A 22,339-nucleotide genomic window follows, 5' to 3' on the forward strand; every position below is an offset into this window, starting at 1 on the left:
CAGAGCAAGGGCGTTTCCGGCTTATGCTGCCACCCTTGCACTTTCAACCGCCGGCTTCTCGACTCGACGAGGCGTCGAACGCACGAGCCGACCGCGGGAGGGCACCGTCGCAGTGCCCTTCCCGCGACGATGTTCACGCGATGGGCACGCCGTCACGTCCGGTCGTGGCGTTACCGAGCGCCTGAGCCTTGAGGTGTTCGTACTCCGCGGGCGTGATCGCACCGGAGTCGAGCAGGGCCTTCGCATCGGCGATCTGTTGAGCCGGGGACTTCCCGGCCGCCACGGTCCGGATGTATTCGTCGGTGGCCTGCTTCGCCTCCGCTTGGGCCTGCTGTGCCCGCAGCGCCATTCCCCGACCGCGAGCGATCAGGTAGACCAACGCCGTCAGGTACGGAAGGACCACCAGACCGATGACCCACACCGCTTTCACCCAACCGGATACGGAGTGATCCCGGAAGAGGTCGACGATGATTTGGAACAGGACGATCAGATACGCCACGAAGGCGAACACGACGACGGTGTACCACACGTAGTCCCAGAATGAATCCATAGCCGAACCTCCCCGGCCGAACCGATGGCGGGCGATGCCCTGTGAAACCACCGGAGAATGAAGATCTCGAATTCTGTTGTCCTGCGGTGTGCCGCAACGGCACTGCCACTACTCGCGGCCCCCGGTCCACTCGTCGACACCGGTGTCGAATCGTGACGACTGTCCGATTCGGGCTTCGGCAGGTCCATCTTCGGTCATGACGACCTCCGTCCCTCTGTTCGGGAGGGCCGGATATACCATACGCCCGTTCCCGGGTGGAGGGCGCCGGTTTGCGCAATCGGCGCGTTTCGGTACCGGATCGGGTCGATCAGGAGTACACCGCCCGGGGGTTCCAGGTTGCGACCGCCCAGATGACCACTACATCGAGTGCGATGATCGCGAGCGCCCACCCGGGATAGTAGGGAAGCCACATGAAGTTCACCAGGATGGACAGCGCGGCGATGACCATCGCCGACACCCGCGCCCATGTCACCCCGGAGATCAACGCGATGCCCACGATCACCATCACGACACCGACGACGATGTGGACCCACCCCCACGTGGTGAGATCGAACCTGAACACGTACTCCTGACCGGTGACGAACACTTCGTCCTCGGCGACCGCCGCAATCCCCTGCAACAGCTGCAGAGCGCCGATCAAGGTCATGATGATCGCGGCGCCGACCGACGTTCCCGCGGCCAGACCCTGCTTGACCGACATTTCCTCCCGATCGGCATGCACATTGTGAGACATGATGCTCCTTCCGGACGACCCGTCATCATCGAGTGTGCGCTCCGCCGGAATTCTCCAGTAGGGGTTGACGATTTTCCTCCGCCGGTGAGCACACCCGGAACGGTCAGGCCACGAGCAGCGCGAGCCACCCGAACGGCACGCCGCCCACGACACCGGCCGCGAGCCAGCGCAGCACCGGCACCCGCAGCCACGACCACACGGTCGGGACGATTCCCGCGGCCGTCACGATGTTGACGACGACCGCGAGAACCGGATCGATCCGGCCGAGCACCCGGCCGCAGGCCACGACGGCGATGACGGTGGCGACGAAGGAGAATGCCGTCAGTGTGAGCCCCGTCCCCCACGGGGTGGGCGCGGGGTCGCGAGCCGGGATCATCGCGGCAGCCGGACCCGCTCGTAGAACGCCATCGCCGCCGCAGTGGCCACGTTCAGCGAATCCGTGCCGGGCGCCATGGGAATTCGGGCACGCACGTCGGTCGCCCGCATCGCCTGCTCGGTCAGACCCGGGCCTTCGGCACCGAGCAACAGTGCGACCTTCTCCTCCGTCATCGCTTCCGCGAGCGGGATCGCCTGCGGATCGGGAGTCAGCGAGATCAGCTGGAATCCCTTGCCACGCAACTGATCCAGGTCGGACGGCCATCGGTCGAGATGCGTGAAGGGAACACGGAGGACGTGCCCCATCGACACGCGGACCGCCCTGCGGTACAACGGGTCGGCGCAGCCCTTCCCGAAAAGCACACCGTCGACACCGAGGCCGGCCGCGTTGCGGAACATCGAGCCGATGTTCTCGTGGTCGTTGACCCCTTCGAGCACCGCGACCGTGGTCGCCTTGCCGAGGACCTCGTCGAGCGACAACGGTGCGGGTCGGTGCGAGACCGCGAGCACGCCTCGGTTGAGGTGGAACCCGACGATCTCGGCCATGGTTCCGGCGTCGGTGCGGTAGAAGGGCACGTCGACGTCGCACAGGTCGCCGGCGAGTTCGTCCAGCCGTCGACCCACTCCGAGCAGGCTCGCCGGAGAGAACCGGGAATCGAGCATGCGCTGGACGACCAGCACACCCTCAGCGATCACCAGCCCCTTCCGACCGGGAAGGTCGGGCCGACGATCCGCCGAGTTGAGATCGCGGAAATCGTCGACCCGGGGGTCGGAAGGATCGTCGATGTCGATGACGTGAACCACCGGGACATTCTCCCAGCGTCCGCGTCCCCTCCCGCACCGGGTCGGTCGACGCGACCGTGACACGAGGTCGACGCGACCGGGGGTACGGTCAGTCGTCTTCCGCGACCAGCGCCGTGAGGATACCCACGGCCTCGCGCAGCGTCGCGAGCGATGCGGAGTCGAGATTCTCGAGCCGTTCGGTCAGCCACACTTCACGTGCCTGGGCTTCGTCGGCGAGCAACTCGGTCCCGGCGTCGGACAACGTCACGATGATCTGTCGTCCGTCCGTGGGATGCGGTGTCCGCTCGACGAGGCCGAGTTCGTGAAGCGAGGCGATGACCCTGGTCATCGAAGGCGGTTGGACGCGTTCGCGCGCAGCCAGCGCCCCCGGGGTCATCGCACCCTCCTGCGCGAGGGTGGCCATCGCCGAGATCTGGGTCAGGGAAACTCGGGAATCGGTGCGTCGCCCCCGCAAATGACGCGTCAGACGCACAACGGCGAGTGAGAGGTCACCGGCGAGTGCGCGTGTATCCGAGATCATGGCGTGCAGAATACGTCACATCGCCCGAAACACGCCTCGGCCCTCTACGTGAGCAGTTCCGTGATCGGATCGACCGAGAAGTACAGGGCGAACAGCCCCGCGACGATCCACATCAGCGGATGGATGGTGCGGATCTTGCCGCTGGCCGCGTGCAGGACCACCCAGGTGATGAAGCCGACGCCGATGCCGTTGGCGATCGAGTAGGTGAACGGCATGACCATGATGGTCAGGAAGGCCGGCAACGCCACGGCGAACACCGAGAAGTCGATGTCGCGGACCTGGCCGATCATCAGGGCACCGACCACGACCAGCGCCGGAGCGGCCGCCTCGATCGGGACCACCTCGTACAGCGGAGTCAGGAACATCGCGAGCAGGAACAACACGCCGGTGACCACGTTGGCCAGGCCGGTGCGGGCTCCTTCCGCGATACCCGAGGCCGATTCGACGAACACCGTGTTCGAGGAGGCCGAGGCGCCGCCACCGACGATGGCGCCGGTGCCCTCGACGACGAGGGCCTTGCCGATGCCCGGCAGGGTGCCGTTCTTGTCGGCGAGGTCGGCCTCCTTGCCGAGACCGGTCATGGTTCCCATCGCGTCGAAGAAGTTCGCGAGGACGAGGGTGAACACGAGCAGCGTCGCGGCGATCACGCCGATGCGGGTGAACGCGCCGAACAGGTCGACATTGCCGACGAGGCTCAGGTCCGGGATCCCGAAGAAGGAGTCCGGGGCCTCGGGGGTGCTGAGGTTCCAGCCCTTCGGGTTGGTGCCCAGGGACGGACCGACGTCCGTGACCGCTTCGATGATCATCGACAGGATGGTCGTGACGACGATGCCGATCAGCAGTCCGCCGCGCACCTTGCGTGCGACGAGCACACCCATCAGCAGGACACCGACGACGAAGACGAAGGTCGGCCACGAGGCGATCGATCCGTCGATACCCAGGCCGACCGGAACGGTGGTGCCGGCGGCGTCGGGGATGCGGCGTACGAAGCCGGCGTCGACGAGACCGATCATGGCGATGAAGGCGCCGATACCGGCGGCGATGGCGGCCTTCAGTTCCGCCGGGATGGCGTTGAACACCGCGGTGCGGAAGCCGGTCAGGGCCAGCACGACGATGATGATGCCGTCGATGACCACCAGACCCATCGCTTCGGGCCAGGTCACCTGCGGGGCGATGGTCACCGCGAGCAGGCTGTTGATGCCCAGGCCGGCGGCGATGGCGAACGGATAGTTGGCGACCACACCGAAGACGATGCTCATGAAGCCGGCGACCAGCGCGGTGACGGCCGCGACCTGATTGATGGGCAGGATGTTGCCCAGCACGTCGACCTTCGCGCTCGCGTCGTCGGCGGAGAAACTACCGAGGATGAGCGGGTTGAGGACCACGATGTACGACATCGCGAAGAACGTGACGATGCCGCCACGCACCTCCCGGGACACGGTCGAACCGCGCTCGGTGATCTTGAAATAGGCGTCCAGAAAGGACGTTCGCTTGGAGTCGGTGCCTACGGCCATGTCCACAAAATCCGCTCGTCGAGTACGGGGCGTCGCAACGGGAACCGATTATTGCAGCGCGAAGGAACTAATCTGCAATCCGTGGAACCCGCCCAGCTCGTCGCCGCCCGTATCCGACGCCTCGCCGACCCCCGCCCCGCGCTCGCCGTGGGAACCGCTCTGTGGGTGGTGGCGACCGTCGTCGTGTTGTGGGTCGGCGGCGATCTCCGCGACGATGCGCTACCGATCTGCGTGGCGGGAATCCTGGTGGGGCTGCTGGGAACTGCGCTCTTCCTGCTGCAGCGTCGCGCCGCCCGTCGCGGCGACCGCGGCGCCCAGGTGGGTCTGGACTGATTCCCGTACACCGCCGTCCGCGAGACACCCACGGCGGGTCAGCGGCGGATCCGCACGCGAGTGATCAACCACACCCACAGCACGGCCCATGTGATCCCGAAGATCCAGCCCGCGACGACATCGGTGAACCAGTGCGCGGCCAGGTAGACGCGGGAGAACCCGATGGCCAGGGTGTACGTTGCGAGCGCCGCCGTCGCGACCGTCCGGCGACGATCCCCCCGCGGCCACGTGCGCACCACCACCGCCACGAGCACCGTGGCCAGCACGGCACTGGTCATCGCATGTCCCGAAGGGAACGACTCGGTGTGCAGGACGACCAGTCGTTCGGGTTCGGGGGGCCGGACGCGGCCGAACAGATGCTTGAGCAGCGACATCACCGGCCAGCCCGTCAGTACGGCACCGGCCACGAAGACGGCATCGCGCAGACGATCGGCGCGCACCAGCAACAACGTCGTCACCGTCGCGATCAGACTCGTCGCGATTCCCCCACCCGTATGGGTGAGGACGGTCACTGTGGTGGTCAGTACGGGCTCGCGGATCGAGACCATCCAGTCGAGCACCGCGACGTCGATCGTCACGGTCCGGTTCCCCGGTGCGGCGCAGCTGCCACCACGGTCGCGCGGCCCGCCGCGAGCGCGGTGAGCGCGGCGGCCAGGCCCTTCGGCGTGCTGTGGACGGTGCCGGCGGCATCGACCCACCATTCGACCTCGATCTCACCGGCCAGAGCCCCGGAGCAGCGCACGACCAGCCGGTCGTGCAGGGCGAGCACCCCGCGCGGCAGCGGTACACCGGCGACGATCCCGGCCAGGACGGCGGCAGGCTCGCGTTCCCAGGTCGAGCTGTGTCCCTGCTCGACGGGTTCGGCGTCGACGACCGCCGACGCCACGGCGATGTCGAGCACGTCCGCAAGCGCGTGCGCGGTTCCCCGTCCGCCGGTGACGAGCCGGTCGTGCGGGATGACGGCCGCGAACCACGGACGGTCGGGGACGAGGGCGTCCGCGGCATCGGCGACGGTGCCCGCCAGGCTGCGCACCCCGTCGGGCAGGGTGACCGACTCGGGATCGAGACCGCCCGACGAGAAGGCCGCGGCGAGCGCGTCGTGAGCGGCGACGATCGCCGCCGGTCCCGGCGATCGGCTCTCGTCGGCGAGCCGGTCGAGCAGTGTCTGTGCCAGGTCGAGGTCCTCGATCACCGTTCCGGCGAGGGCACCGCGGAAGGCGGCCGCGTCGGGATGGGTGCAGGGATCGAGGAGACCGTCGAACAGGACGTCGTCGGCGAAGCGGTAGTGCCCCAGGGGCCGGCCGTCGAGCGACGCGCGGGTGCGCAGGTACCACGCGGTGTATCCGGCAGGGTCGGCGAGCGCCTCGGCCGTAGTGGGTTCGGTCGCCAGCAGGGTCAGCGCCCGTGACCAGCGACGATCGTCGACGAGATCGAGATCGCGCACCGCGACGAGTGTCTCGGGATCGTCGTCGAGTCGCTCCCACCAGAGGTGTTCGTCGGGCAGGTCGTGATCGGGACCGGTGGGCAGGTCGGCGCGGAGGACCGTGAAGCCCCAGCCCACACCGATCGCGCGCAGCGCGTCGGCCCCGTACCGGTCGACGACGGACGGGTCGACGGTGCCGAAGGGTGCGTCCTCGACCAGCACCTCGGCGAGCGGCGCGCCGGGGAGCAGGAGTTCGTCGGCGGGAACGGCATCGCCGTGGGTGTCGGGCAGCAGCAACGCCCCGAGTTCGCGAGGCACGGCCGCAGCGGAGGCGAACGGCACCAGCCGGAGCACGACGTCGGCGAGCTCGCCGGCCGGGAGGTCGCCGTCCGGGTCGATGTCGTCGGGATCGGCGTCCTCGACAGCGGCGGCGAGCGCCGGGTCGGCGAGCAGATCCTCGACCGTCACGGTGCCGGCTCCGAGCCGGGCGAGCAGAGGATGCGCGGCCTCGGGATGGACGAGGCGCACCCACGGCATCGACACCGCGCCCACATCCTGCAGTTGCGTCGCGAGGACGGTCGTGCGCGGGCCGGTCACGGTCCGGCCGTCCGACAGCGGAACCGGCAGGGATGCGAGTTCCTCGGCCGCCACCGCGTCGACGACGAGCGGAGTCAGCGCCTCGTAGAGGCGGTTCCACCACTTCGGATCGCGTTCGTGGCCGGAGAGCAGTTCGGCCAGTCGCGCGAGACCGAGCCGGTGCACTCCGACGGCCGAGAGCGCCGACGAATGTCGCGGGCCGCACAGCTCCGGGATCACGAGCCCGGGGACGACCTCACCGAGGACGTCGGCGAGCTCGTCGGTGAGACCGGGCAACGCGACGGCCCGGTCCGGTACCAGATCGGCGTCGCCGTCGGCTGCGGGAAGCCACGCTCCGGCGGCCAGGTCGTCGAGGATCGCCTCGCGGATCCTGCCGTCGACCTCGCTGCGCGCGAAGCCCGGGAGGGGCACGAGGTCGAGTCGCTGGTCGGGGGGCAGAGCCGCGACGAACCGCGCGTACCCGCGGGCGACGTTCTCGACGTGGGCCCCGGGCAGCACGCGCCGCCGGTCGGGTTGCATCGCGACGTCGGCGACGACGATCGCGGGCAGCGACAACTCCTCGTCGGAGCGGGTGGGAGCGCGCAGGACGTCGCTGCCGACCGGTGCGACCCGGCCGTCCACGACGGGGACGAGCCACCGCGCCGACGATCCGGTGAACTCCCACCAGGTGCGACCGCCGATCCGCACCTCCCCCAGGCCGTTGTCGAGTTCGCGCCGGTGGCGGGTGAACTCGTCGTCGCCGATGACGACGGTGCGCAGGCCGGGAAGTTCGAGCAGGATGTCGTGGGCCTCGGCGCGGAAGGCATCGAGCAGCGCGACCGGGTCGACCCCGGCACGCAGGGTCAGCACGACCTCGGTGTCGCTGCCGGGCACCGGTGGTGTCGCCGTCGGCCACACGAGGCGCAGCGCCGGGACACCGGACTCCGGTTCCGGCAGGCCCCGCTCGGCGAGGACCGAGCGGGTGCGCTCGGCCGAGAAGTGGATCGAGCCGGTCCGCGAACGGACCTCGATGTCGTCGGAGACCGCCAGCACCGCGGTGAAGCCGACACCGAACCGTCCCACTGTGGATGCGGTACCGCTCTTGTTCGACGAGCGCAGCGCGGTCAGTGCATGGACACCGCCCACGTCGAGCGGCTCGCCGATGTTCGCGACATGGAGCCGACCGTCGGCGACCCGTACCCGCAGTTCCCCCGGTGTACCGGCGCGCGCGGCGGCATCGGCGGCGTTCTGGGCGAGTTCGGTCAGGACGCGATCGCGGTACCCCGCACGGACGTGATCGGCCTCGGTGGCGGCGTCCTCCCGGAGGCGGGTGGGCGACGACGACCACGCCGCGAGGATTCCCTCGCGTAACGCCGCGGTCCCGAACGGATCCGCGGGGCCCGGCCGGGTCACGTCAGTCGGTCTGTTCCGGTTCGGACGAGGACGACTCGGCAGCGGCAGGCTCGTCCGCGGACTCGGCGGGCGCCGAGCCGAGTTCGACGACCTCCACGGCCGAATCGTCGAATGCCTCGTACAGCGGGGAGCCGGCGCCGGTGGGCAGAGAGGTGTCGGAATGCGCACCGCACCCGTACTCGGCGTGCACGACATGACCGTCGGCGGCGAACTCGTTGCCGCATACCCCGAAGGCCGCACGCAACGAACCTGCGAGGGGGAGGTAGAAACCGCACAGGCGGCACGAGGACGGGGCGGCCTTCGCCATCTCCGAACCGGGGCCGTACTCGCCGTCGAACCACCGCTGCGCTGCTTCGAGGCGACCCTCGAGGCTCATGACCTGCCTGCGGCCCAACCCGATCTCGAGGGCGGTCTCGTCGACCTCGGGATCGCCGGACTGCATGTAGCCGGGTACCAGCCGCACATCGTCGGGAGCGGGAGCCAGCAGATCGCCGGGACCGAGATCGCCGGGACGGATCCGCTCGCTCCACGGCACCCACTCGGGCGCGACGAGGGCGTCGGGGCCGGGCAGGAGCACGAGTTCGCTCACCGTCACCCGGTCGGAATCCGGTGCGGCGGACACGACGACGGCCCACTGCCAACCGCGGTAGCCCGGAAGCTCCGCGACGAAGCGGTGGGTGGCCGAGCACTCGTCCTCGCGCGTGACGCCCAGATAGGCGCCGACTCCACCGTCTCCGAGTTCGTCGAGTGCGGCCCGAGCGAGGTCGGCGGCGTCGGCGAGCACGGAACGCACCGCCGGATCGACCACGGGGTTCGTTCCTCGGGAAGCGGAAGCAGAGGCAACACTCACGGCCCCCATTCTGCCTGACCTGTCGGCCCGGGCGCCCGCGGGTCGCGGAAGCTGGTGCAGACGCGGGTCGCACATGCGATGCAGGATGGGCGCGTGTCCCGTCTTCTTCTCTCGGCCGCGGTCGCGGCGATCGTCTGCGTCACCACCGCCGGATGCGGTGACGATCTCGTCGCCGAACCCGGGCCACCGGCCACCGAGCTCGGTGTGGAGGTCGTCGCCACACACCCTCACGATCCGGAGGCGTTCACCCAGGGCCTCGAGATCGACGAGGACGAACTGCTCGAAGGCACCGGCCGTGCCGGACACTCGTGGGTCTCGGCGCGGGAGGTCGACGTCGACGGCGGCACCCTCACACTCGCCGAAGCCGAACGCACCCGTGAGCCCGTCCTCGACGACTTCTTCGGGGAGGGCATCACCGTGGTCGACGACGAGCTGTGGCAACTGACCTGGAAGGACGGCACCGCCGTCGTGCGCGATCGCGACACGCTTCTCGAGAAGCGCCGCGTCGGCTACGACGGCGAAGGCTGGGGGCTGTGCGCCCGGCCCGACCGTCTGGTGATGAGCGACGGCTCGGCCGAGCTGATCTTCCGCGACCCCACCTCCTTCGCCGAGATCGGACGCGTCACCGTGCACCGGGAGGGCCGCGCCGTGACGAATCTCAACGAGCTCGAGTGCGCCGAGGACGGCAGTGTCTACGCGAACGTCTGGCAGACGGACGAGATCGTGCGGATCGATCCGTCCACCGGCCGGGTGGACGCGCGGATCGACGCGGCGCCGCTGCGCGATCTGCTGCCCGACGGGGCCGAGGTGGACGTCCTCAACGGCATCGCGCAGATCCCGGGAACCGACCGGTTCCTGGTGACGGGCAAGTACTGGCCGACCCTGTTCGAGGTGCGTTTCGTGGGGTGATCCGGGTGGCATACCGATCGCGACACGCCTCACCGGGGCCACGACCCGCCCTTGTGTTACAGCCGCTACAGCGTGGGGAAGAATCGAAGACGTGACCGAACCGGACGAGCGACCCGCCCCAGAGGGAGCAGACCGACCTGCCCCGGGCTCGCAGCATCCGGGGTACAGCAACTATCCGCCTCCCCGCCGCGTCTCGGGACGTCGCACTCCCCTGCCACCCCTGCATCCCGTCGACCACCCGCGCCGACCTGCGGGTGCGCCGGGTGCCGATCGCGACGAGTCCGCGTCCGGCACCGATGCACCGCGCGCTCCGCGCATGCCGCGGAAGCTGACGGTGACGCGGGTCGCGGCTCTGCGCAGCCGCGAACTCACCTCGAAGGGCATCGCGACGTTCCGCCGGGCCGCCACCGCCGACGGCGCCGACAAGTCGGGACTGACCGCGCTCACCTACGCGACGATGGCGAACTTCGCTTCCGATGCGGCGATCGCCGTCGCCCTCGCGAACACCCTGTTCTTCTCGGCGGCCACCGGGGAGGACAAGACGAAGGTCGCGCTGTATCTGCTCATCACGATCGCGCCGTTCGCGATCATCGCGCCGCTCATCGGGCCGTTGCTCGATCGGCTGCAGCACGGTCGCCGTCTCGCGCTGGCGACGTCCTTCGCGCTGCGCACGGTGCTCGCGATGGTGCTCGTGTTCAACTTCGACAGCTGGCTGCTGTATCCGGCCGCCCTGGGCATGATGGTGCTGAGCAAATCGTTCGCGGTACTCAAATCCGCGGTGACCCCACGCGTCCTGCCACCGGAGATCGATCTGGTGCGGGTGAACTCCCGGCTGACGGTCTTCGGCCTGGTCGGCGGCACGATCGGCGCCGGCGCGGTCGCGGCGGCCGCCGCGTGGGCGTTCGGGTCGGCGGGAGCATTGTGGCTGTGCGCCGGGATCACCGCCTTCGGCGCCTATCTGAGCATGCGTATCCCGGCCTGGGTCGAGGTCACCGAGGGCGAGGTACCGGCGACACTGTCGTACCACCGCTCCGATGCGCGTACCGAGGTGCTGCATTCCGACACCGTGACCGAGGTGATCGTCACCAAGTCCGGAAAACGGAAACAGCCCCTCGGACGGGCCGTCGTGACCGGACTGTGGGGCAACGGCACGATCCGCATCCTCACCGGCTTCCTCACCCTGTTCATGGCGTTCGTCGCGAAGAACACCACCGGACAGGATCCGCTGATGCAGGCCGCGATGCTCGGGGGTGTCGGCGCCGCCGCCGCGATCGGCAACTTCGCCGGCAATGCGACCGGAGCGCGACTCGCGCTGGGGCGGCCCGCCCTGATCGTCGTGCGGTGCACCGCGGCGGTCGTGGTCGTGGCCGCCGTGGTCGCCGCGACCGGCAACGTCCTGACCGCAGCCCTGGCGGCGCTCGTCGCGGCGTGCGCCAGCGCGCTCGCCAAGGTCTCGCTCGACGCGTCGCTCCAGCAGGACCTCCCGGAGGAATCGATCGCGTCGGGATTCGGACGGTCCGAGACCGTCCTCCAGCTCAGCTGGGTGTTCGGCGGGGCGATGGGCGTGCTGCTGCCCACCGAACTGTGGCTCGGATTCGCCGTGGTCTCCGTGGTGCTGGTCGTCGGATTCGCACAGACGGTGCTGACATACCGTGGGGGGACGTTGCTACCGGGATTCGGCGGCCGTCGACCCGAACGCGTCTCCACCGAGACGGCTGCCGGGCGACGACGCGCCGGCGGATCCCCCACCGAAGATTGGAACAGTTGAGTTGCAGGCCCGGACGAAGAAGACTCTCGCGCTGCTGCTGGTGGCCCTGGTGATCGTGGTGGGGGGAGTCGCCGCCACGGTGTGGAAACTGGTCGATTCGGCCGAGCCCACGCTTCCGACCATCACCGCGTACGCCCGGGGAAAGACCGTGACGGTCGACCCCGCGCAACACTGCAATCTCTATCTCGAGGACTGCGTGGAGAACCCCATCGGTCAGCTCGACGTGCCGGCGGGCTACCCGCTGCAGTTGTCGCTCCCCGCGGAGATCGCCGATGCTCCGTGGCGCATCATCACCGTCTACGGCGACACGCAGACCGGTCAGACCTACGTCGACGGCGCCATGTTCGAGGCCGGGGCGCGTCGGACGCTCACTGTGAAGAGCTCTCCCGAGCTGCAGCTGCTCGGGGTCGAGATCCAGCTGCCGTCGGCCGTGGTCGACGAGGCCGGTGAACCGATCGCGCACGCAGTCTGGGCCGTGAAGACCTTCTGATCCGGCCGCACGAACGACGCCGGGCCGCTCTCGCCGGTAGCGAGGCGGCCTGGCGTGTTTCGTTTCTAGTGGTCGAGCTCGCGCGCGATCGCCCGCATGACCTCGGAGATGCGCTGACCGGTCTTGCGGTCGGGATAGCGCCCGCGCCGCAGATCGGGCTGTACCGCTGCTTCGAGCAGCTTGATCATGTCCTCGACCATGCCGTGCAGCTCGTCCGGTGCGCGGCGCTTCTGCTGGACAGGAGCCTCGCGGCGTCCCTGCCGCAGCGTGGGTTGCTCGAGGAGCTCGACCTTCAGCGCCTGCGGACCCCGGCGACCCACTGCCATGCCGAACTCGACGCGCTGCCCGGGCTTGAGCGCTTCCACTCCTTCGGGGAGCGCGGAGGCACGCACGTAGACGTCCTCGCCCTCGTCCTGGGACAGGAAGCCGAAGCCCTTTTCGACGTCGTACCACTTCACCTTGCCGGTCGGCACCGCGCTCACCCGCTCCTCGACAGCTGTGCCCCCACGGGGCAACCCGTTTACCATGCAAAACAACGCGCCCCGACTCGGTCGAGTGGGACGCGTAGACGCCTGCCAGTGTACCTGCCGGGATGTGCGTCCCCCCGAATCGTCTTCCCGCTCCCGGACCTCACCGCCGGACCCCGCGACGACTACCGTGGTCACGTGGGTACTTCATCTTCGGATTCGTCCGCCGCTCCGCGTAACGGCCTCCTGAAGGCCGCGATCGTGTGTTTCGCCGTCGGCGTGGTGGCCGTCCTCGCCATCTTCCTCACCCCGGTGATCACCGACGGCAAGCCCGGGCTCGTGCTGTATCTGCTGACCCTCGCCTGGCCGCTGGGCTTCGCGCTCGCCATCGCCTTCGCGCTGAGCTCGGGCCGGCGCGCACGGAACGGAGACCGGACATGAGGATCCTCCTCAACATCATCTGGCTGATCTTCGGCGGCCTGTGGCTCGCGCTCGGTTATTTCGCGGCCGGTCTGATCTGCTGCATCCTCATCATCACCATCCCCTTCGGCATCGCGTCGTTCCGCATCGGTGTCTACGCGTTGTGGCCGTTCGGCAAGACGACGGTCGACAAACCGACGGCCGGTACCGCGTCGCTGATCGGAAATGTCATCTGGATCGTGGTCGCCGGCATCTGGCTGGCCCTCGGGCACATCGCCACGGCGATCGCCATGGCCGTGACGATCATCGGTATCCCGCTCGCGATCGCGAACCTGAAGATGATCCCGATCTCCCTGATGCCCCTGGGGAAGGAGATCGTTCCTGTGGAGACCCGCCCGAGTTATATGTGATCTTTATCACATAACAGGGGGATAACGAGCGGGACTCGAAACGGATTTTCGGGTACCCGAACCCCACTACCTGGGACTTTATTCCCTGGTACGCGATGCGCGCGTTCGCCGACCCTCGAATCGGCGCGTTATCAATTGGTGACACTTCGCCCTCGGGCCGTTACCGTCATGTCCGGTCGAACCGCCAGGCTCGGCCGGTCCGGAACCGCCGCGCCAAATTCCTGTCCCGTGGTTCCGGAAATCCCGACGAACGATCCACAGGGGACAGGAAACGGGGGACCCACCGGTCTCCCAGGAACCGACCGGCCCACAGCCGGACGGTGTCCAGGAGGCCCGGGCCGACGCAAGCGCGACGGCCCTCGGGGTGAAGCCGAAGGCGCTCCCAACGGAGCGACACGGCCGGGCAACCTCTTCAGCCCGAACCCGACAGCTGACCTCGTAGGTGCGTACGGAGAGGAACACGGAACCGACATGAGCGGACGCCATCGCAAGCCCACCAATACCGGTCGTACCGTCGCGAAGTTCGCGCTGACGGGTGCAGTCCTCGGCGTCACGGGTGTCGCGTTCAGCGGCACCGCCGCTGCCGCCCCCGACTCCGACTGGGACCGCCTCGCACAGTGCGAGTCCGGCGGCAACTGGGGAATCAACACCGGCAACGGCTACCACGGTGGCCTGCAGTTCTCGCCGAGCACCTGGAACGCCTACGGCGGCCAGGAATACGCTGCCTCGGCCAGCCAGGCCAGCCGCGAACAGCAGATCGCCGTCGCCGAGCGTGTCCTCGCCGGCCAGGGCTGGGGCGCATGGCCCTCCTGCTCGTCGAGCCTCGGACTGTCGAGCGCGCCCACGCAGCGCTCCGTCGACACGGTCCCCAGCGCTCCTGCGGAGACCCCGGCGCCGAGCATCGAGAACGCTGTCCCGCAGCTTCCGGAGACCCCCGCCCTCCCCGCCGATGTCCAGGGCATCCTGGCCGGCTTCGAGCAGGGCGTCACCGCGCTCCAGGACGCCGGCGTCGAGCTCGACCCGAACATCCTGGACGCCGTTCGCGCGGTGCTCCCGCAGTAACACTCCGAACATCCCGGGAAGGCCCCGCACCACTGATGGTGCGGGGCCTTTCCGCATGCGCGGACCCGGCATGGGCCCTGAGAACGACGACGCCCGGCCCCTGCGAAGGGACCGGGCGTCGTGCGGAAGAGCCGAATCGGTGATCCGCGATCAGCGGTTGATCACCGTCTTGGGGTGCGTGTAGGGCAGGTCCTCGACCGGCAACGGGAACACGGTGTCCTCACCGTAGGGGGAGAGCGGACCGGATCGCGTGGACGACAGTTCGGTGACAGCGTGCTCACCGTCGGCCAGCTCGGGCCATCCGTGGTCGACATAGTGCTTTTTCGAAGAGGTAGCCATGCGCTCATTTTGGCAGGTGAGTTCGGGGCCTGCTACCGCAGGTCTCTAATCTGGAGGGGATGTCCCCGACCACGCCCGCTCCCGACACCGCCTCGGACTCCCTCGCCCGCTGGCTGGCAGGTCGACGCGACACGGATCTCGCTGCCACGCTGCGTGCCCGGCCCGACCTCGTGGTGCCGCCACCGGCGAGCATGAACGTGCTCGCCAACCGGGCACAGCAACGCGCCTCGGTGTTCCGTGCTGCCGACGAGCTCGACACCGCCACCTTCGGAATCATCGAGGTGCTGGCGCGTCTCGGAGCGGTCGTGTCCCCCGTGGCCCGGGCCGCCGTACTCGACGAGGTGTCCGGCCGGCTCAGCGCGAGGAATCTCGACCGGATCCTGTCCACCCTGCGGTCGCTGCTACTGGTCTGGGGATCCACCGACGAGTTGCGTCTGTCCGCTGCCGCCGTGGACGCCGTCCCGTGGCGCGTGGGACGCAGCAGCGACGTCGCCGGTCCGTCCCGGCAGGAACTCGACGATCTCCTCGCGGCGCTACCGCCCGAGCAGCGCAGCATCCTCGACACCCTGTCCCGTACGTCCCCGATCGGCCGTACCCGCGACGCCGCGCCCGGAACACCCGACGAGCGGCCCGTGCAGAAACTGCTCGCCGCCGGACTGCTCCTCCGCATCGACGACGAGACCGTCGAACTCCCCCACCGGGTGGGTCAGGCGCTGCGCGACGACGCACCCTTCGACCCGGCGGCGCTCGCTCCCCCGCGCGCGCCGAAACCCACCCGGTCGACCGCCGACGTCAACGCGACCGCCGCCGGTGCCGCCCTCGAACTGCTGCGGCACTGTGAGGACGTCCTCGACGTGCTGGGCGCGCAACCCGCCCCCGTCCTCAAGGCCGGCGGACTCGGTGTCCGCGAACTGCATCGCATCGGGAAGTCGGTCGGCCTCGACGACGACGAGACGGCGCTGGTCGTCGAGGTCCTCGCCGGCGCCGGGCTGATCGCGCGTGGCCTTCCCGACCCGCCCACACCCGGCGACGACGATCACTGGGCCCCGACCACCGCCACCGACGCGTGGCTGGCGTCCTCCCCCGCCTACCGCTGGGCGGTCCTGGCCGGCGCCTGGCTCGACCTGCCGCGGCGCCCCTGGCTGATCGGCCGGCGCGACCAGAACGACAAGCCGGTCGCCGCACTCTCCGACGAGGTGAAGTCCCCCACGGCCGCCCGCGATCGGCGACTGCTGCTCGACGTCCTCTCCGACGTGCCGGCACTGGGCGCGGACGTCGCCGATCTCCGTGCAGCTGCGGCGTGGCGTCGTCCTCGCTGGGCGGGTCGTCTCGACACGACGAGCGTCGTGGAGACCGTGCGTGAGGCGACGACCCTCGGTCTCGTCGCGCACGGCATGCTCGCGTCGCCCGGTAAGGCGTTGCTGCACGGCGGCGACGCCGAGGCCGAGATGGCGGCCGTGCTGCCCGAACCCGTCGACTACGTGCTCGTCCAGGCCGACCTGACGGTCGTCGCTCCCGGACCGCTCGTCCCCGAACTCGGCGAGCGGATCGCACTCGTGGCGGACGTCGAATCGGCCGGTGCCGCGACGGTCTACCGGATCGGCGACGGCAGCATCCGGCGCGCGCTCGACGCCGGTCTCGGCGCGAGCGACCTGCACGGTCTGTTCGCGACGCATTCCCGTACCCCGGTGCCGCAATCGCTCACCTATCTGATCGACGACGTCGCGCGTCGCCACGGACGTCTGCGCGCGGGTGTTGCGACGTCCTTCGTCCGCGCCGACGACCCAGCTCTCCTCACCGAGGTGTTGTCCGCCCCGGTCGCCGCGATGCTCGCTCTGCGTGCGGTCGCCCCGACCGTCGCGATCTCGCAGGCACCGCTCGCCGAGGTGCTCACCGAGCTGCGTGCCGCGGGCTTCGCTCCGGCCGGAGAGGACGCCTCGGGAGCGATCGTGGATCTACGGCCCCGAGGGGCCCGTGTCGCGATGCCGCGCGCCCGCGCCCGTTACGCCGGACCGACCGCGCCGAGCGGCGAGCAGCTCGACACCCTGGTGCGTACGCTGCGCGCCGGCGACCGTGCGGAGGCCGCGACACCGACGGCCTCGGCGCGCGGCGACGGCAGCAGATCCGGGGGCGCGGCGACTCTCGCACTGTTGCAGCTTGCCGTGCACGGCAAGCGCAGCGTCACCCTCGGCTACGTCGACGCCCAGGGGGTGGCGACGCGGCGGATCGTCGACCCGGTGTCGGTGGGCGGCGGACAGGTGCAGGCTTTCGACCCGGCGACGGGCTCGGTGCGCAGCTTCGTGCTGCACCGTGTCACCTCGGTGGCACTGGTCGACTGACGACGGAACCGGGTGCGGCCGTCGGCATTCGGCGGCCGGTCGCGCACGAGCCCGCCCCCTTCATGTGCTCCCGCGGAACAGATTCCGCGGCAATGGATTCGAGTCCTCGATCACCGATCTGCTCGACATCGGACCGGTGGCACCATCCGGGTTCGCCGAGGAGCGTCGAGATCTCCCGGGTCACTCCTCGCGCACCCTCGTTCTCGTACCGGTTCGAGTACCGGTGAGGGTCCGTTCCGCCAGGGGCGCGACCTCGGGTGCGACAGGAATCGACGCACCGTGAAATCGACTCCGGGAACCCGGACGCCTGCACTATTTCTGCATTGTGTTCGGATGGCGCACAGAATATTTCGGGCGACTGGCTTTTTCCCGGAAATGACGTATGGTGTGGTCCTGTCGAGTGGTTGTTCATCGAAGATGGAGTGACAATGGCCGACAAGGGCAAGAATCCGAAGAAGCCTGCGAAGTCCCTGAAGGAACGTCGACAGGAGAAGCGGCAGAAGACCGCCGAAGCCGGAGAGTTCATTCGTAAGCGGAAGCGGAGCTGAATCCACTTGCAGGCCATGGATCTCGAAATCGCAGCGCTCGAAGCGCTGTACGAGAAGATAAGTGGATTGTCCGGTCGGGAATCGGGCACCGACGCGCAGCGGCACGGATATCGGTCCGCACTGGCGCGTGCGCGTGTGTTCGTTCTCGACGAGCGTGCCGGCGCGATGAAACAGCCGGCCTGAGAACAGAGAATCGGTACTGGAATGAAGCGGACGCTGCATGCCCTGGACAGGATCCAGGAACGACTCGAGTCGGAATTGGATTCGAGGCCTCCGGCCTCCGAGAAGGACGCCGGTTACCGGTCCGGGATCTCCGAGGCGCTGGTGTGCGTGATGGAGGTGCGGCAGTCGCTCGCACGGTGAGTATGTCGTGAAGCCGGGTCGGGCGTGCGTTCCCCACAGGGAGCGCACGCCCGATCCTGTCGTGGTGGCGCGGTACGGCCCGAACCTGGAGAATGGGAAAGTTCAACTTTCTACCCACAGGAGGCACTCGTGGCCGACGGACCGCTCATCGTCCAGTCCGACAAGACCGTGCTTCTCGAGGTCGACCACGAGGGCGCCGACGCGGCTCGTCAGGCGATCGCACCGTTCGCCGAACTCGAACGCGCCCCCGAGCACATCCACACCTACCGGGTGACGCCGCTGGCACTGTGGAACGCCCGTGCCGCCGGTCACGACGCCGAGCAGGTCGTCGACGCGCTGGTCTCGCATTCCCGGTTCGCCGTCCCGCAGGCCCTGCTCGTCGACATCGTCGACACCATGAGCCGCTACGGGCGTCTCCAGCTGGTCAAGCACCCCGCGCACGGCCTGACCCTGGTCAGCCTCGACCGCGCGGTGCTCGCCGAGGTTCTCCGGAACAAGAAGATCGCGCCGATGCTCGGCGCCCACATCGACGACGACACCGTGATCGTGCACCCGAGCGAACGCGGACGTGTCAAACAGATGCTGCTGAAGATCGGCTGGCCGGCCGAGGACCTCGCCGGCTACGTCGACGGCGAGGCCCACCCCGTCTCGCTGGACTTCGAGACGAACCCGTGGCACCTGCGCGACTACCAGGAACTGGCCGCCGACTCGTTCTGGGCAGGCGGCTCGGGTGTCGTGGTGCTGCCGTGCGGCGCCGGAAAGACCATGGTCGGTGCCGCCGCGATGGCGAAGGCCGGCGCGACGACGCTCATCCTCGTGACGAACACCGTCGCCGGGCGGCAGTGGAAGCGGGAGCTGATCGCCCGCACCTCCCTCACCGAGGAGGAGATCGGCGAGTACTCGGGTGAGAAGAAGGAGATCCGCCCGGTCACCATCGCCACCTACCAGGTGATCACCCGCAAGTCGAAGGGCGAATACCGCAATCTCGAGTTGTTCGACTCCCGCGACTGGGGGCTGATGATCTACGACGAGGTGCACCTGCTGCCGGCACCGGTCTTCCGGATGACCGCCGACCTGCAGTCCCGCCGGCGCCTCGGCCTCACCGCGACCCTCGTGCGCGAGGACGGACGCGAAGGCGACGTCTTCTCGCTCATCGGCCCGAAGCGGTTCGACGCGCCGTGGAAGGACATCGAGGCCCAGGGCTGGATCGCGCCCGCCGACTGTGTGGAGGTTCGCGTCACCCTCACCGATGCCGAGCGCATGGCGTACGCCGTGGCCGAGCCCGAGGAGCGGTACAAGCTGTGCTCGACCGCCCGTACCAAGATCCCGGTGGTGAAGTCGATCCTCGCGCAGCACCGCGATGCACCGACGCTGATCATCGGTGCTTACATCGATCAGCTCGACGAGCTGGGCGAAGCGCTCGACGCCCCCGTCATCAAGGGTTCGACGAAGACGAAGGAACGCGAGGCGCTGTTCGACCGGTTCCGTGCCGGCGAGTTGAAGGTGCTGGTGGTGTCGAAGGTCGCGAACTTCTCCATCGATCTGCCGGAGGCCTCCGTCGCGATCCAGGTGTCGGGCACGTTCGGGTCGCGGCAGGAGGAGGCCCAGCGTCTCGGGCGGCTGTTGCGTCCCAAGCACGACGGCGGGCAGGCCCACTTCTACTCCGTCGTCTCGCGCGACACCCTCGACGCGGAGTACGCCGCGCACCGCCAGCGGTTCCTCGCCGAGCAGGGCTACGCGTACCGGATCACCGATGCCGACGATCTGCTGGGCCCGCAGATCGGCTGACTGCCCGCGGGAGGCCGTTCGGGGCTCCCATAAGCTGGTGGCGTGCGCCGCTTCGACTTCCCCCTGGACCTTCCCCATGCCAAGGCCGTGAACCAGACCCTCGCGGATGTCCGTCGTCTGCGGTGGTCGGCGATATTCGTCGGCGTGGTGTGTGTCGCCGGTGCGGTGGGCCTGTTCCTGCTCGGCGAGAGCTGGTCGTACATCGTCGCCGCCGTGCTGGCCGTGGCGGCCGCGACGTCGGTGTGGGTGGCGCTGTGGGCACCGCGCAAGGTCGGGACCATCGAGCAGCTCTATCACGACAGCCCGCTCGTTCCGGCTGTCGTCGCGGCGAAGCGCGCCCGCGGGTTGACGCTCCTCGCTCTGGTGGACATCGCGAAGCCCGAGACGACGGGCCGGCACTTCGCCCTCGTCACCCGCAACGTGGAAGCGGTCCCCGGCCACCGCATCGCGGTCGGCGAGCGGGTGCCGTGTGCCGCGGTCCTCTCCGACCGCACGACCCGCAACGACTCGGGTGTGTGGCAGATGGTCGGGCCGATGCCGATCGCGTGGGGCACCCGCGACAAGAAGGTCATCGCCGATGCCGTCGCACAGATTCCCGACGTCGAGTGGCGCGTGCTGAAGGACCAGCTGAAGAGGGTGGACGAGGTCGATGCCACCGACGAGCGTCGTCTCGAGCTGTCGAGCAAGGAACTGCCGCCGGAATTGCGGTGACCCGGAAGTTCGGTGACATGGAGATTCGCACGCTGACCGACGACGTGGTGGTGCTCTCGCCGCCTCGCTCGGCCGATGTCGACGCCATCACCGAAGCGTGCCGGGACCCGCGGATCGCCCGCTGGACCACCGTGCCCTCTCCCTACACCCGGCCGGACGCGCGGCATTTCGTCGAGGACATCGTTCCGGCCAAGTGGGAGAAAGGTTTCCCCGATTGGGCGATACGATCCGCCGCAGACGGGGTGTTGTGCGGCATGGTCGGATTCGTCCCGCGCGAGAGCACGGATCCGGAGATCGGCTACTGGATCGCCCCGGCCGCGCGGCGCCGGAGTCTCGCGACCGCCGCGGTGCGACTGGCATGCGGTTTCGCGTTCGCCCCGGACGGCCTGAACGTCCGGCGGGTCGCCTGGCGCGCCTTCGTCGGCAACCGTGCCTCCGCTGCCGTCGCACGGCGGGTCGGATTCCGGTACGAGGGCATCGTCCGGAACGGTCTCGTCCAGCGCGGCGTTCCGCGGGACGTGTGGGTCGCCGGGCTGTCTGCCGACGACCCACCCGGACCCGTGGACGGCTGGCCCTTGTAGGCCGTCACGCGAGGTGAGGAAGCACTTCCTTCTCGAGCAGTTCCAGCCCCGAGGTGTCGTAGGCGGCCTCGGGCACGTAGAAGATCGCGTACTCGAGCCCCTGCTTCTTCAGGGCAGTGAGGTTCTCGACGATCTGCTCGGGGGTGCCGACGGCAGGCATCCCCCGGAAGGCGTCGAGCGCCCCGCCGGCCTTCTCCGGTCCCACGATCGGTTCGAGACGGGCCCGCAGCGCCTCGAGTCGGTCCTGCACCTCGGCTTCGGTGCGGCCGATCGCCACGTTGTAGTTGGCCGACCGCACGATCGCGCCGAAGTCGGTGCCGACCTCGGCGCAGTGCTCCCGCAGGATCTCCGATTTGCGCGCGAAACCTTCGGGTGTGCCGTCGAAGTTGGTGTACTGCGCGTACTTCGCGGCGATCTTCAAGGTCACCTTCTCGCCGCCGCCCGCGATCCACAGGGGAATACCGCCCTCCTGCAGCGGAAGCGGACGGACGATCGCGCCGTCGACGGTGTAGTGCCTGCCGGAGAAGGTCGCGGAACCCGTGGTCCAGGCCTGCCGGAGGATCTGTACGCCCTCGTCGAGGCGGCGCAGTCGCTCACCCGCCGACGGGAAACCGTAACCGTATGCGCGCCATTCGTGTTCGTACCAGCCACCGCCGATACCCATCTCGATGCGTCCGCCGGAGATGATGTCGGTGGTGGCCGCGACCTTCGCGAGGTAGGCCGGGTTGCGGTAGGCCATGGCGGTGCACATCTGGCCGATGCGCACGCGCTCGGTGACGGCCGCGAAGGCCGACACGAGGGTCCATGCCTCGTGGGTGGCCTCGTCGGTGGGTGCAGGGACCGTGTGGAAATGGTCGTACACCCAGATCGAGTCCCACGGGCCGCGATCGGCGCGGACCGCGAGGTCGCGCATCACCTGCCACTGGTCGGAGGGATCGATGTCGACGAGGTCCAGTCGCCAGCCCTGGGGGACGAACAATCCGAAGCGCATGCGGGTCCTAAGGTCGAAGTGACGGTGTTCGGTGCCGGTTCGGCCGGCGCCACCTGTTCCAG

At 69.0% G+C, this 22,339-nt stretch carries 25 protein-coding genes and 1 riboswitch; of the genes, 13 read left to right on the plus strand and 12 right to left on the minus strand.

The window, feature by feature from the left end; genetic code table 11:
- Nucleotides 1–133: 133 nt before the first annotated feature.
- From PV766_RS00570 to PV766_RS00595, 6 genes are all read right to left on the minus strand, one after another.
- Complete coding sequence (locus tag PV766_RS00570) at nucleotides 134–550, minus strand: SHOCT domain-containing protein (RefSeq protein ID WP_016932825.1); 417 nt, start codon at nucleotides 548–550, stop codon at nucleotides 134–136.
- 307 nt (nucleotides 551–857) lie between these two features.
- Nucleotides 858–1,283 (minus strand): DUF7144 family membrane protein, encoded by a 426-nt coding sequence (locus PV766_RS00575; protein WP_016932827.1) that lies wholly within the window; start codon nucleotides 1,281–1,283, stop codon nucleotides 858–860.
- A 103-nt stretch (nucleotides 1,284–1,386) separates the two neighbouring features.
- Nucleotides 1,387–1,659 carry a DUF2537 domain-containing protein gene (locus tag PV766_RS00580; RefSeq protein ID WP_064064771.1) on the minus strand — a complete coding sequence of 91 codons (273 nt, stop codon included), beginning with the start codon at nucleotides 1,657–1,659 and terminating at the stop codon, nucleotides 1,387–1,389.
- A complete protein-coding gene (locus PV766_RS00585; RefSeq protein ID WP_421096231.1) occupies nucleotides 1,656–2,462 on the minus strand; it encodes a TrmH family RNA methyltransferase in 807 nt (268 codons plus the stop codon). The genes PV766_RS00580 and PV766_RS00585 overlap by 4 nt, the downstream gene beginning before the upstream one ends.
- A gap of 88 nt (nucleotides 2,463–2,550) precedes the next feature.
- Nucleotides 2,551–2,982, minus strand: a complete 432-nt coding sequence (locus PV766_RS00590) for a MarR family winged helix-turn-helix transcriptional regulator (protein WP_026002996.1) — start codon at nucleotides 2,980–2,982, stop codon at nucleotides 2,551–2,553.
- Between the two features lie 44 nt (nucleotides 2,983–3,026).
- Complete coding sequence (locus PV766_RS00595; protein ID WP_064064773.1) at nucleotides 3,027–4,496, minus strand: NCS2 family permease; 1,470 nt, start codon at nucleotides 4,494–4,496, stop codon at nucleotides 3,027–3,029.
- A gap of 81 nt (nucleotides 4,497–4,577) precedes the next feature.
- On the opposite strand from PV766_RS00595, the gene PV766_RS00600 reads away from it, so the two are divergent.
- A complete protein-coding gene (locus PV766_RS00600; protein WP_016935129.1) occupies nucleotides 4,578–4,829 on the plus strand; it encodes a DUF2530 domain-containing protein in 252 nt (83 codons plus the stop codon).
- Between the two features lie 38 nt (nucleotides 4,830–4,867).
- Here the strand turns inward: PV766_RS00600 and PV766_RS00605 are convergent, their stop codons facing one another.
- The 3 genes from PV766_RS00605 to PV766_RS00615 are packed head-to-tail and all read right to left on the minus strand — an operon-like array spanning nucleotide 4,868 to nucleotide 9,100.
- Entirely contained in the window at nucleotides 4,868–5,407 is a 540-nt protein-coding gene (locus tag PV766_RS00605; RefSeq protein ID WP_064064774.1) for a phosphatase PAP2 family protein, read from the minus strand.
- Nucleotides 5,404–8,241 (minus strand): sacsin N-terminal ATP-binding-like domain-containing protein, encoded by a 2,838-nt coding sequence (locus tag PV766_RS00610; protein ID WP_129977115.1) that lies wholly within the window; start codon nucleotides 8,239–8,241, stop codon nucleotides 5,404–5,406. Before PV766_RS00610 ends, PV766_RS00605 begins: the two co-directional genes overlap by 4 nt.
- 1 nt (nucleotide 8,242) lies before the next feature.
- Nucleotides 8,243–9,100, minus strand: a complete 858-nt coding sequence (locus PV766_RS00615; protein ID WP_242496761.1) for a DUF3027 domain-containing protein — start codon at nucleotides 9,098–9,100, stop codon at nucleotides 8,243–8,245.
- A gap of 84 nt (nucleotides 9,101–9,184) precedes the next feature.
- Here PV766_RS00615 and PV766_RS00620 point away from each other — a divergent pair, with 84 nt between their 5' ends.
- The 3 genes from PV766_RS00620 (at nucleotide 9,185) to PV766_RS00630 (ending at nucleotide 12,258) form a co-directional block, all read left to right on the plus strand.
- A complete protein-coding gene (locus PV766_RS00620; RefSeq protein WP_129977116.1) occupies nucleotides 9,185–10,000 on the plus strand; it encodes a glutaminyl-peptide cyclotransferase in 816 nt (271 codons plus the stop codon).
- Between the two features lie 91 nt (nucleotides 10,001–10,091).
- Entirely contained in the window at nucleotides 10,092–11,768 is a 1,677-nt protein-coding gene (locus tag PV766_RS00625) for an MFS transporter (protein WP_421096232.1), read from the plus strand.
- Nucleotide 11,769: 1 nt separating this feature from the next.
- A complete protein-coding gene (locus tag PV766_RS00630; RefSeq protein ID WP_064064777.1) occupies nucleotides 11,770–12,258 on the plus strand; it encodes a DUF2771 domain-containing protein in 489 nt (162 codons plus the stop codon).
- Nucleotides 12,259–12,323: 65 nt separating this feature from the next.
- On the opposite strand, the gene PV766_RS00635 is transcribed toward PV766_RS00630, so the two are convergent.
- Nucleotides 12,324–12,731: a cold-shock protein gene (locus tag PV766_RS00635; protein ID WP_172506139.1), complete on the minus strand. Its 408-nt coding sequence runs from the start codon at nucleotides 12,729–12,731 to the stop codon at nucleotides 12,324–12,326.
- 192 nt (nucleotides 12,732–12,923) lie between these two features.
- Between PV766_RS00635 and PV766_RS00640 the strand changes: the two genes are divergently transcribed.
- From PV766_RS00640 to PV766_RS00650, 3 genes are all read left to right on the plus strand, one after another.
- A complete protein-coding gene (locus PV766_RS00640) occupies nucleotides 12,924–13,166 on the plus strand; it encodes a hypothetical protein (RefSeq protein ID WP_037222384.1) in 243 nt (80 codons plus the stop codon).
- Nucleotides 13,163–13,555 (plus strand): YccF domain-containing protein, encoded by a 393-nt coding sequence (locus PV766_RS00645; protein ID WP_064064778.1) that lies wholly within the window; start codon nucleotides 13,163–13,165, stop codon nucleotides 13,553–13,555. Before PV766_RS00640 ends, PV766_RS00645 begins: the two co-directional genes overlap by 4 nt.
- Nucleotides 13,556–13,881: 326 nt before the next feature.
- Nucleotides 13,882–14,016: riboswitch (cyclic di-AMP (ydaO/yuaA leader) on the plus strand.
- Between the two features lie 10 nt (nucleotides 14,017–14,026).
- Nucleotides 14,027–14,617 (plus strand): resuscitation-promoting factor Rpf1 domain-containing protein, encoded by a 591-nt coding sequence (locus tag PV766_RS00650; protein ID WP_026002975.1) that lies wholly within the window; start codon nucleotides 14,027–14,029, stop codon nucleotides 14,615–14,617.
- A 150-nt stretch (nucleotides 14,618–14,767) separates the two neighbouring features.
- Here PV766_RS00650 and PV766_RS00655 read toward each other — a convergent pair whose 3' ends face one another.
- A complete protein-coding gene (locus tag PV766_RS00655; RefSeq protein WP_006551681.1) occupies nucleotides 14,768–14,956 on the minus strand; it encodes a hypothetical protein in 189 nt (62 codons plus the stop codon).
- A gap of 59 nt (nucleotides 14,957–15,015) precedes the next feature.
- On the opposite strand from PV766_RS00655, the gene PV766_RS00660 reads away from it, so the two are divergent.
- From PV766_RS00660 to PV766_RS00685, 6 genes are all read left to right on the plus strand, one after another.
- On the plus strand, nucleotides 15,016–17,295 hold the full coding sequence (locus PV766_RS00660) for a helicase-associated domain-containing protein (protein ID WP_421096233.1): 2,280 nt from the start codon (nucleotides 15,016–15,018) through the stop codon (nucleotides 17,293–17,295).
- 563 nt (nucleotides 17,296–17,858) lie between these two features.
- Nucleotides 17,859–18,026 carry a hypothetical protein gene (locus PV766_RS00665; RefSeq protein ID WP_016932729.1) on the plus strand — a complete coding sequence of 56 codons (168 nt, stop codon included), beginning with the start codon at nucleotides 17,859–17,861 and terminating at the stop codon, nucleotides 18,024–18,026.
- 21 nt (nucleotides 18,027–18,047) lie between these two features.
- Entirely contained in the window at nucleotides 18,048–18,206 is a 159-nt protein-coding gene (locus PV766_RS00670) for a hypothetical protein (RefSeq protein ID WP_016932728.1), read from the plus strand.
- 129 nt (nucleotides 18,207–18,335) lie between these two features.
- Nucleotides 18,336–19,994: a DNA repair helicase XPB gene (locus tag PV766_RS00675; protein ID WP_064064780.1), complete on the plus strand. Its 1,659-nt coding sequence runs from the start codon at nucleotides 18,336–18,338 to the stop codon at nucleotides 19,992–19,994.
- Nucleotides 19,995–20,036: 42 nt separating this feature from the next.
- Entirely contained in the window at nucleotides 20,037–20,705 is a 669-nt protein-coding gene (locus PV766_RS00680; protein WP_129977119.1) for a DUF3239 domain-containing protein, read from the plus strand.
- Between the two features lie 17 nt (nucleotides 20,706–20,722).
- The gene (locus PV766_RS00685; RefSeq protein ID WP_129977120.1) at nucleotides 20,723–21,286 is read left to right on the plus strand and encodes a GNAT family N-acetyltransferase; all 564 of its coding nucleotides are present in this window, start codon (nucleotides 20,723–20,725) and stop codon (nucleotides 21,284–21,286) included.
- 4 nt (nucleotides 21,287–21,290) lie between these two features.
- Here the strand turns inward: PV766_RS00685 and PV766_RS00690 are convergent, their stop codons facing one another.
- On the minus strand, nucleotides 21,291–22,277 hold the full coding sequence (locus PV766_RS00690; RefSeq protein WP_129977121.1) for an LLM class F420-dependent oxidoreductase: 987 nt from the start codon (nucleotides 22,275–22,277) through the stop codon (nucleotides 21,291–21,293).
- Nucleotides 22,278–22,339 lie beyond the last annotated feature (62 nt).

The organism is Rhodococcus sp. As11 (genome assembly GCF_048957735.1).
GTDB classification, from domain to species: Bacteria; Actinomycetota; Actinomycetes; order Mycobacteriales; family Mycobacteriaceae; genus Rhodococcus; species Rhodococcus gordoniae.

What these genes read in the sequence shown, in the direction of transcription:
- PV766_RS00665 (WP_016932729.1), top strand. Translation starts at nt 17,859, where the DNA reads ATGGATCTCGAAATCGCAGCGCTCGAAGCGCTGTACGAGAAGATAAGT.
- PV766_RS00685 (WP_129977120.1), top strand. Translation starts at nt 20,723, where the DNA reads ATGGAGATTCGCACGCTGACCGACGACGTGGTGGTGCTCTCGCCGCCT.
- PV766_RS00580 (WP_064064771.1), bottom strand. Translation starts at nt 1,659, where the DNA reads ATGATCCCGGCTCGCGACCCCGCGCCCACCCCGTGGGGGACGGGGCTC.
- PV766_RS00690 (WP_129977121.1), bottom strand. Translation starts at nt 22,277, where the DNA reads ATGCGCTTCGGATTGTTCGTCCCCCAGGGCTGGCGACTGGACCTCGTC.
- PV766_RS00570 (WP_016932825.1), bottom strand. Translation starts at nt 550, where the DNA reads ATGGATTCATTCTGGGACTACGTGTGGTACACCGTCGTCGTGTTCGCC.
- PV766_RS00595 (WP_064064773.1), bottom strand. Translation starts at nt 4,496, where the DNA reads ATGGCCGTAGGCACCGACTCCAAGCGAACGTCCTTTCTGGACGCCTAT.
- PV766_RS00615 (WP_242496761.1), bottom strand. Translation starts at nt 9,100, where the DNA reads ATGGGGGCCGTGAGTGTTGCCTCTGCTTCCGCTTCCCGAGGAACGAAC.
- PV766_RS00670 (WP_016932728.1), top strand. Translation starts at nt 18,048, where the DNA reads ATGAAGCGGACGCTGCATGCCCTGGACAGGATCCAGGAACGACTCGAG.
- PV766_RS00575 (WP_016932827.1), bottom strand. Translation starts at nt 1,283, where the DNA reads ATGTCTCACAATGTGCATGCCGATCGGGAGGAAATGTCGGTCAAGCAG.
- PV766_RS00650 (WP_026002975.1), top strand. Translation starts at nt 14,027, where the DNA reads ATGAGCGGACGCCATCGCAAGCCCACCAATACCGGTCGTACCGTCGCG.
- PV766_RS00645 (WP_064064778.1), top strand. Translation starts at nt 13,163, where the DNA reads ATGAGGATCCTCCTCAACATCATCTGGCTGATCTTCGGCGGCCTGTGG.
- PV766_RS00660 (WP_421096233.1), top strand. Translation starts at nt 15,016, where the DNA reads ATGTCCCCGACCACGCCCGCTCCCGACACCGCCTCGGACTCCCTCGCC.
- PV766_RS00655 (WP_006551681.1), bottom strand. Translation starts at nt 14,956, where the DNA reads ATGGCTACCTCTTCGAAAAAGCACTATGTCGACCACGGATGGCCCGAG.
- PV766_RS00590 (WP_026002996.1), bottom strand. Translation starts at nt 2,982, where the DNA reads ATGATCTCGGATACACGCGCACTCGCCGGTGACCTCTCACTCGCCGTT.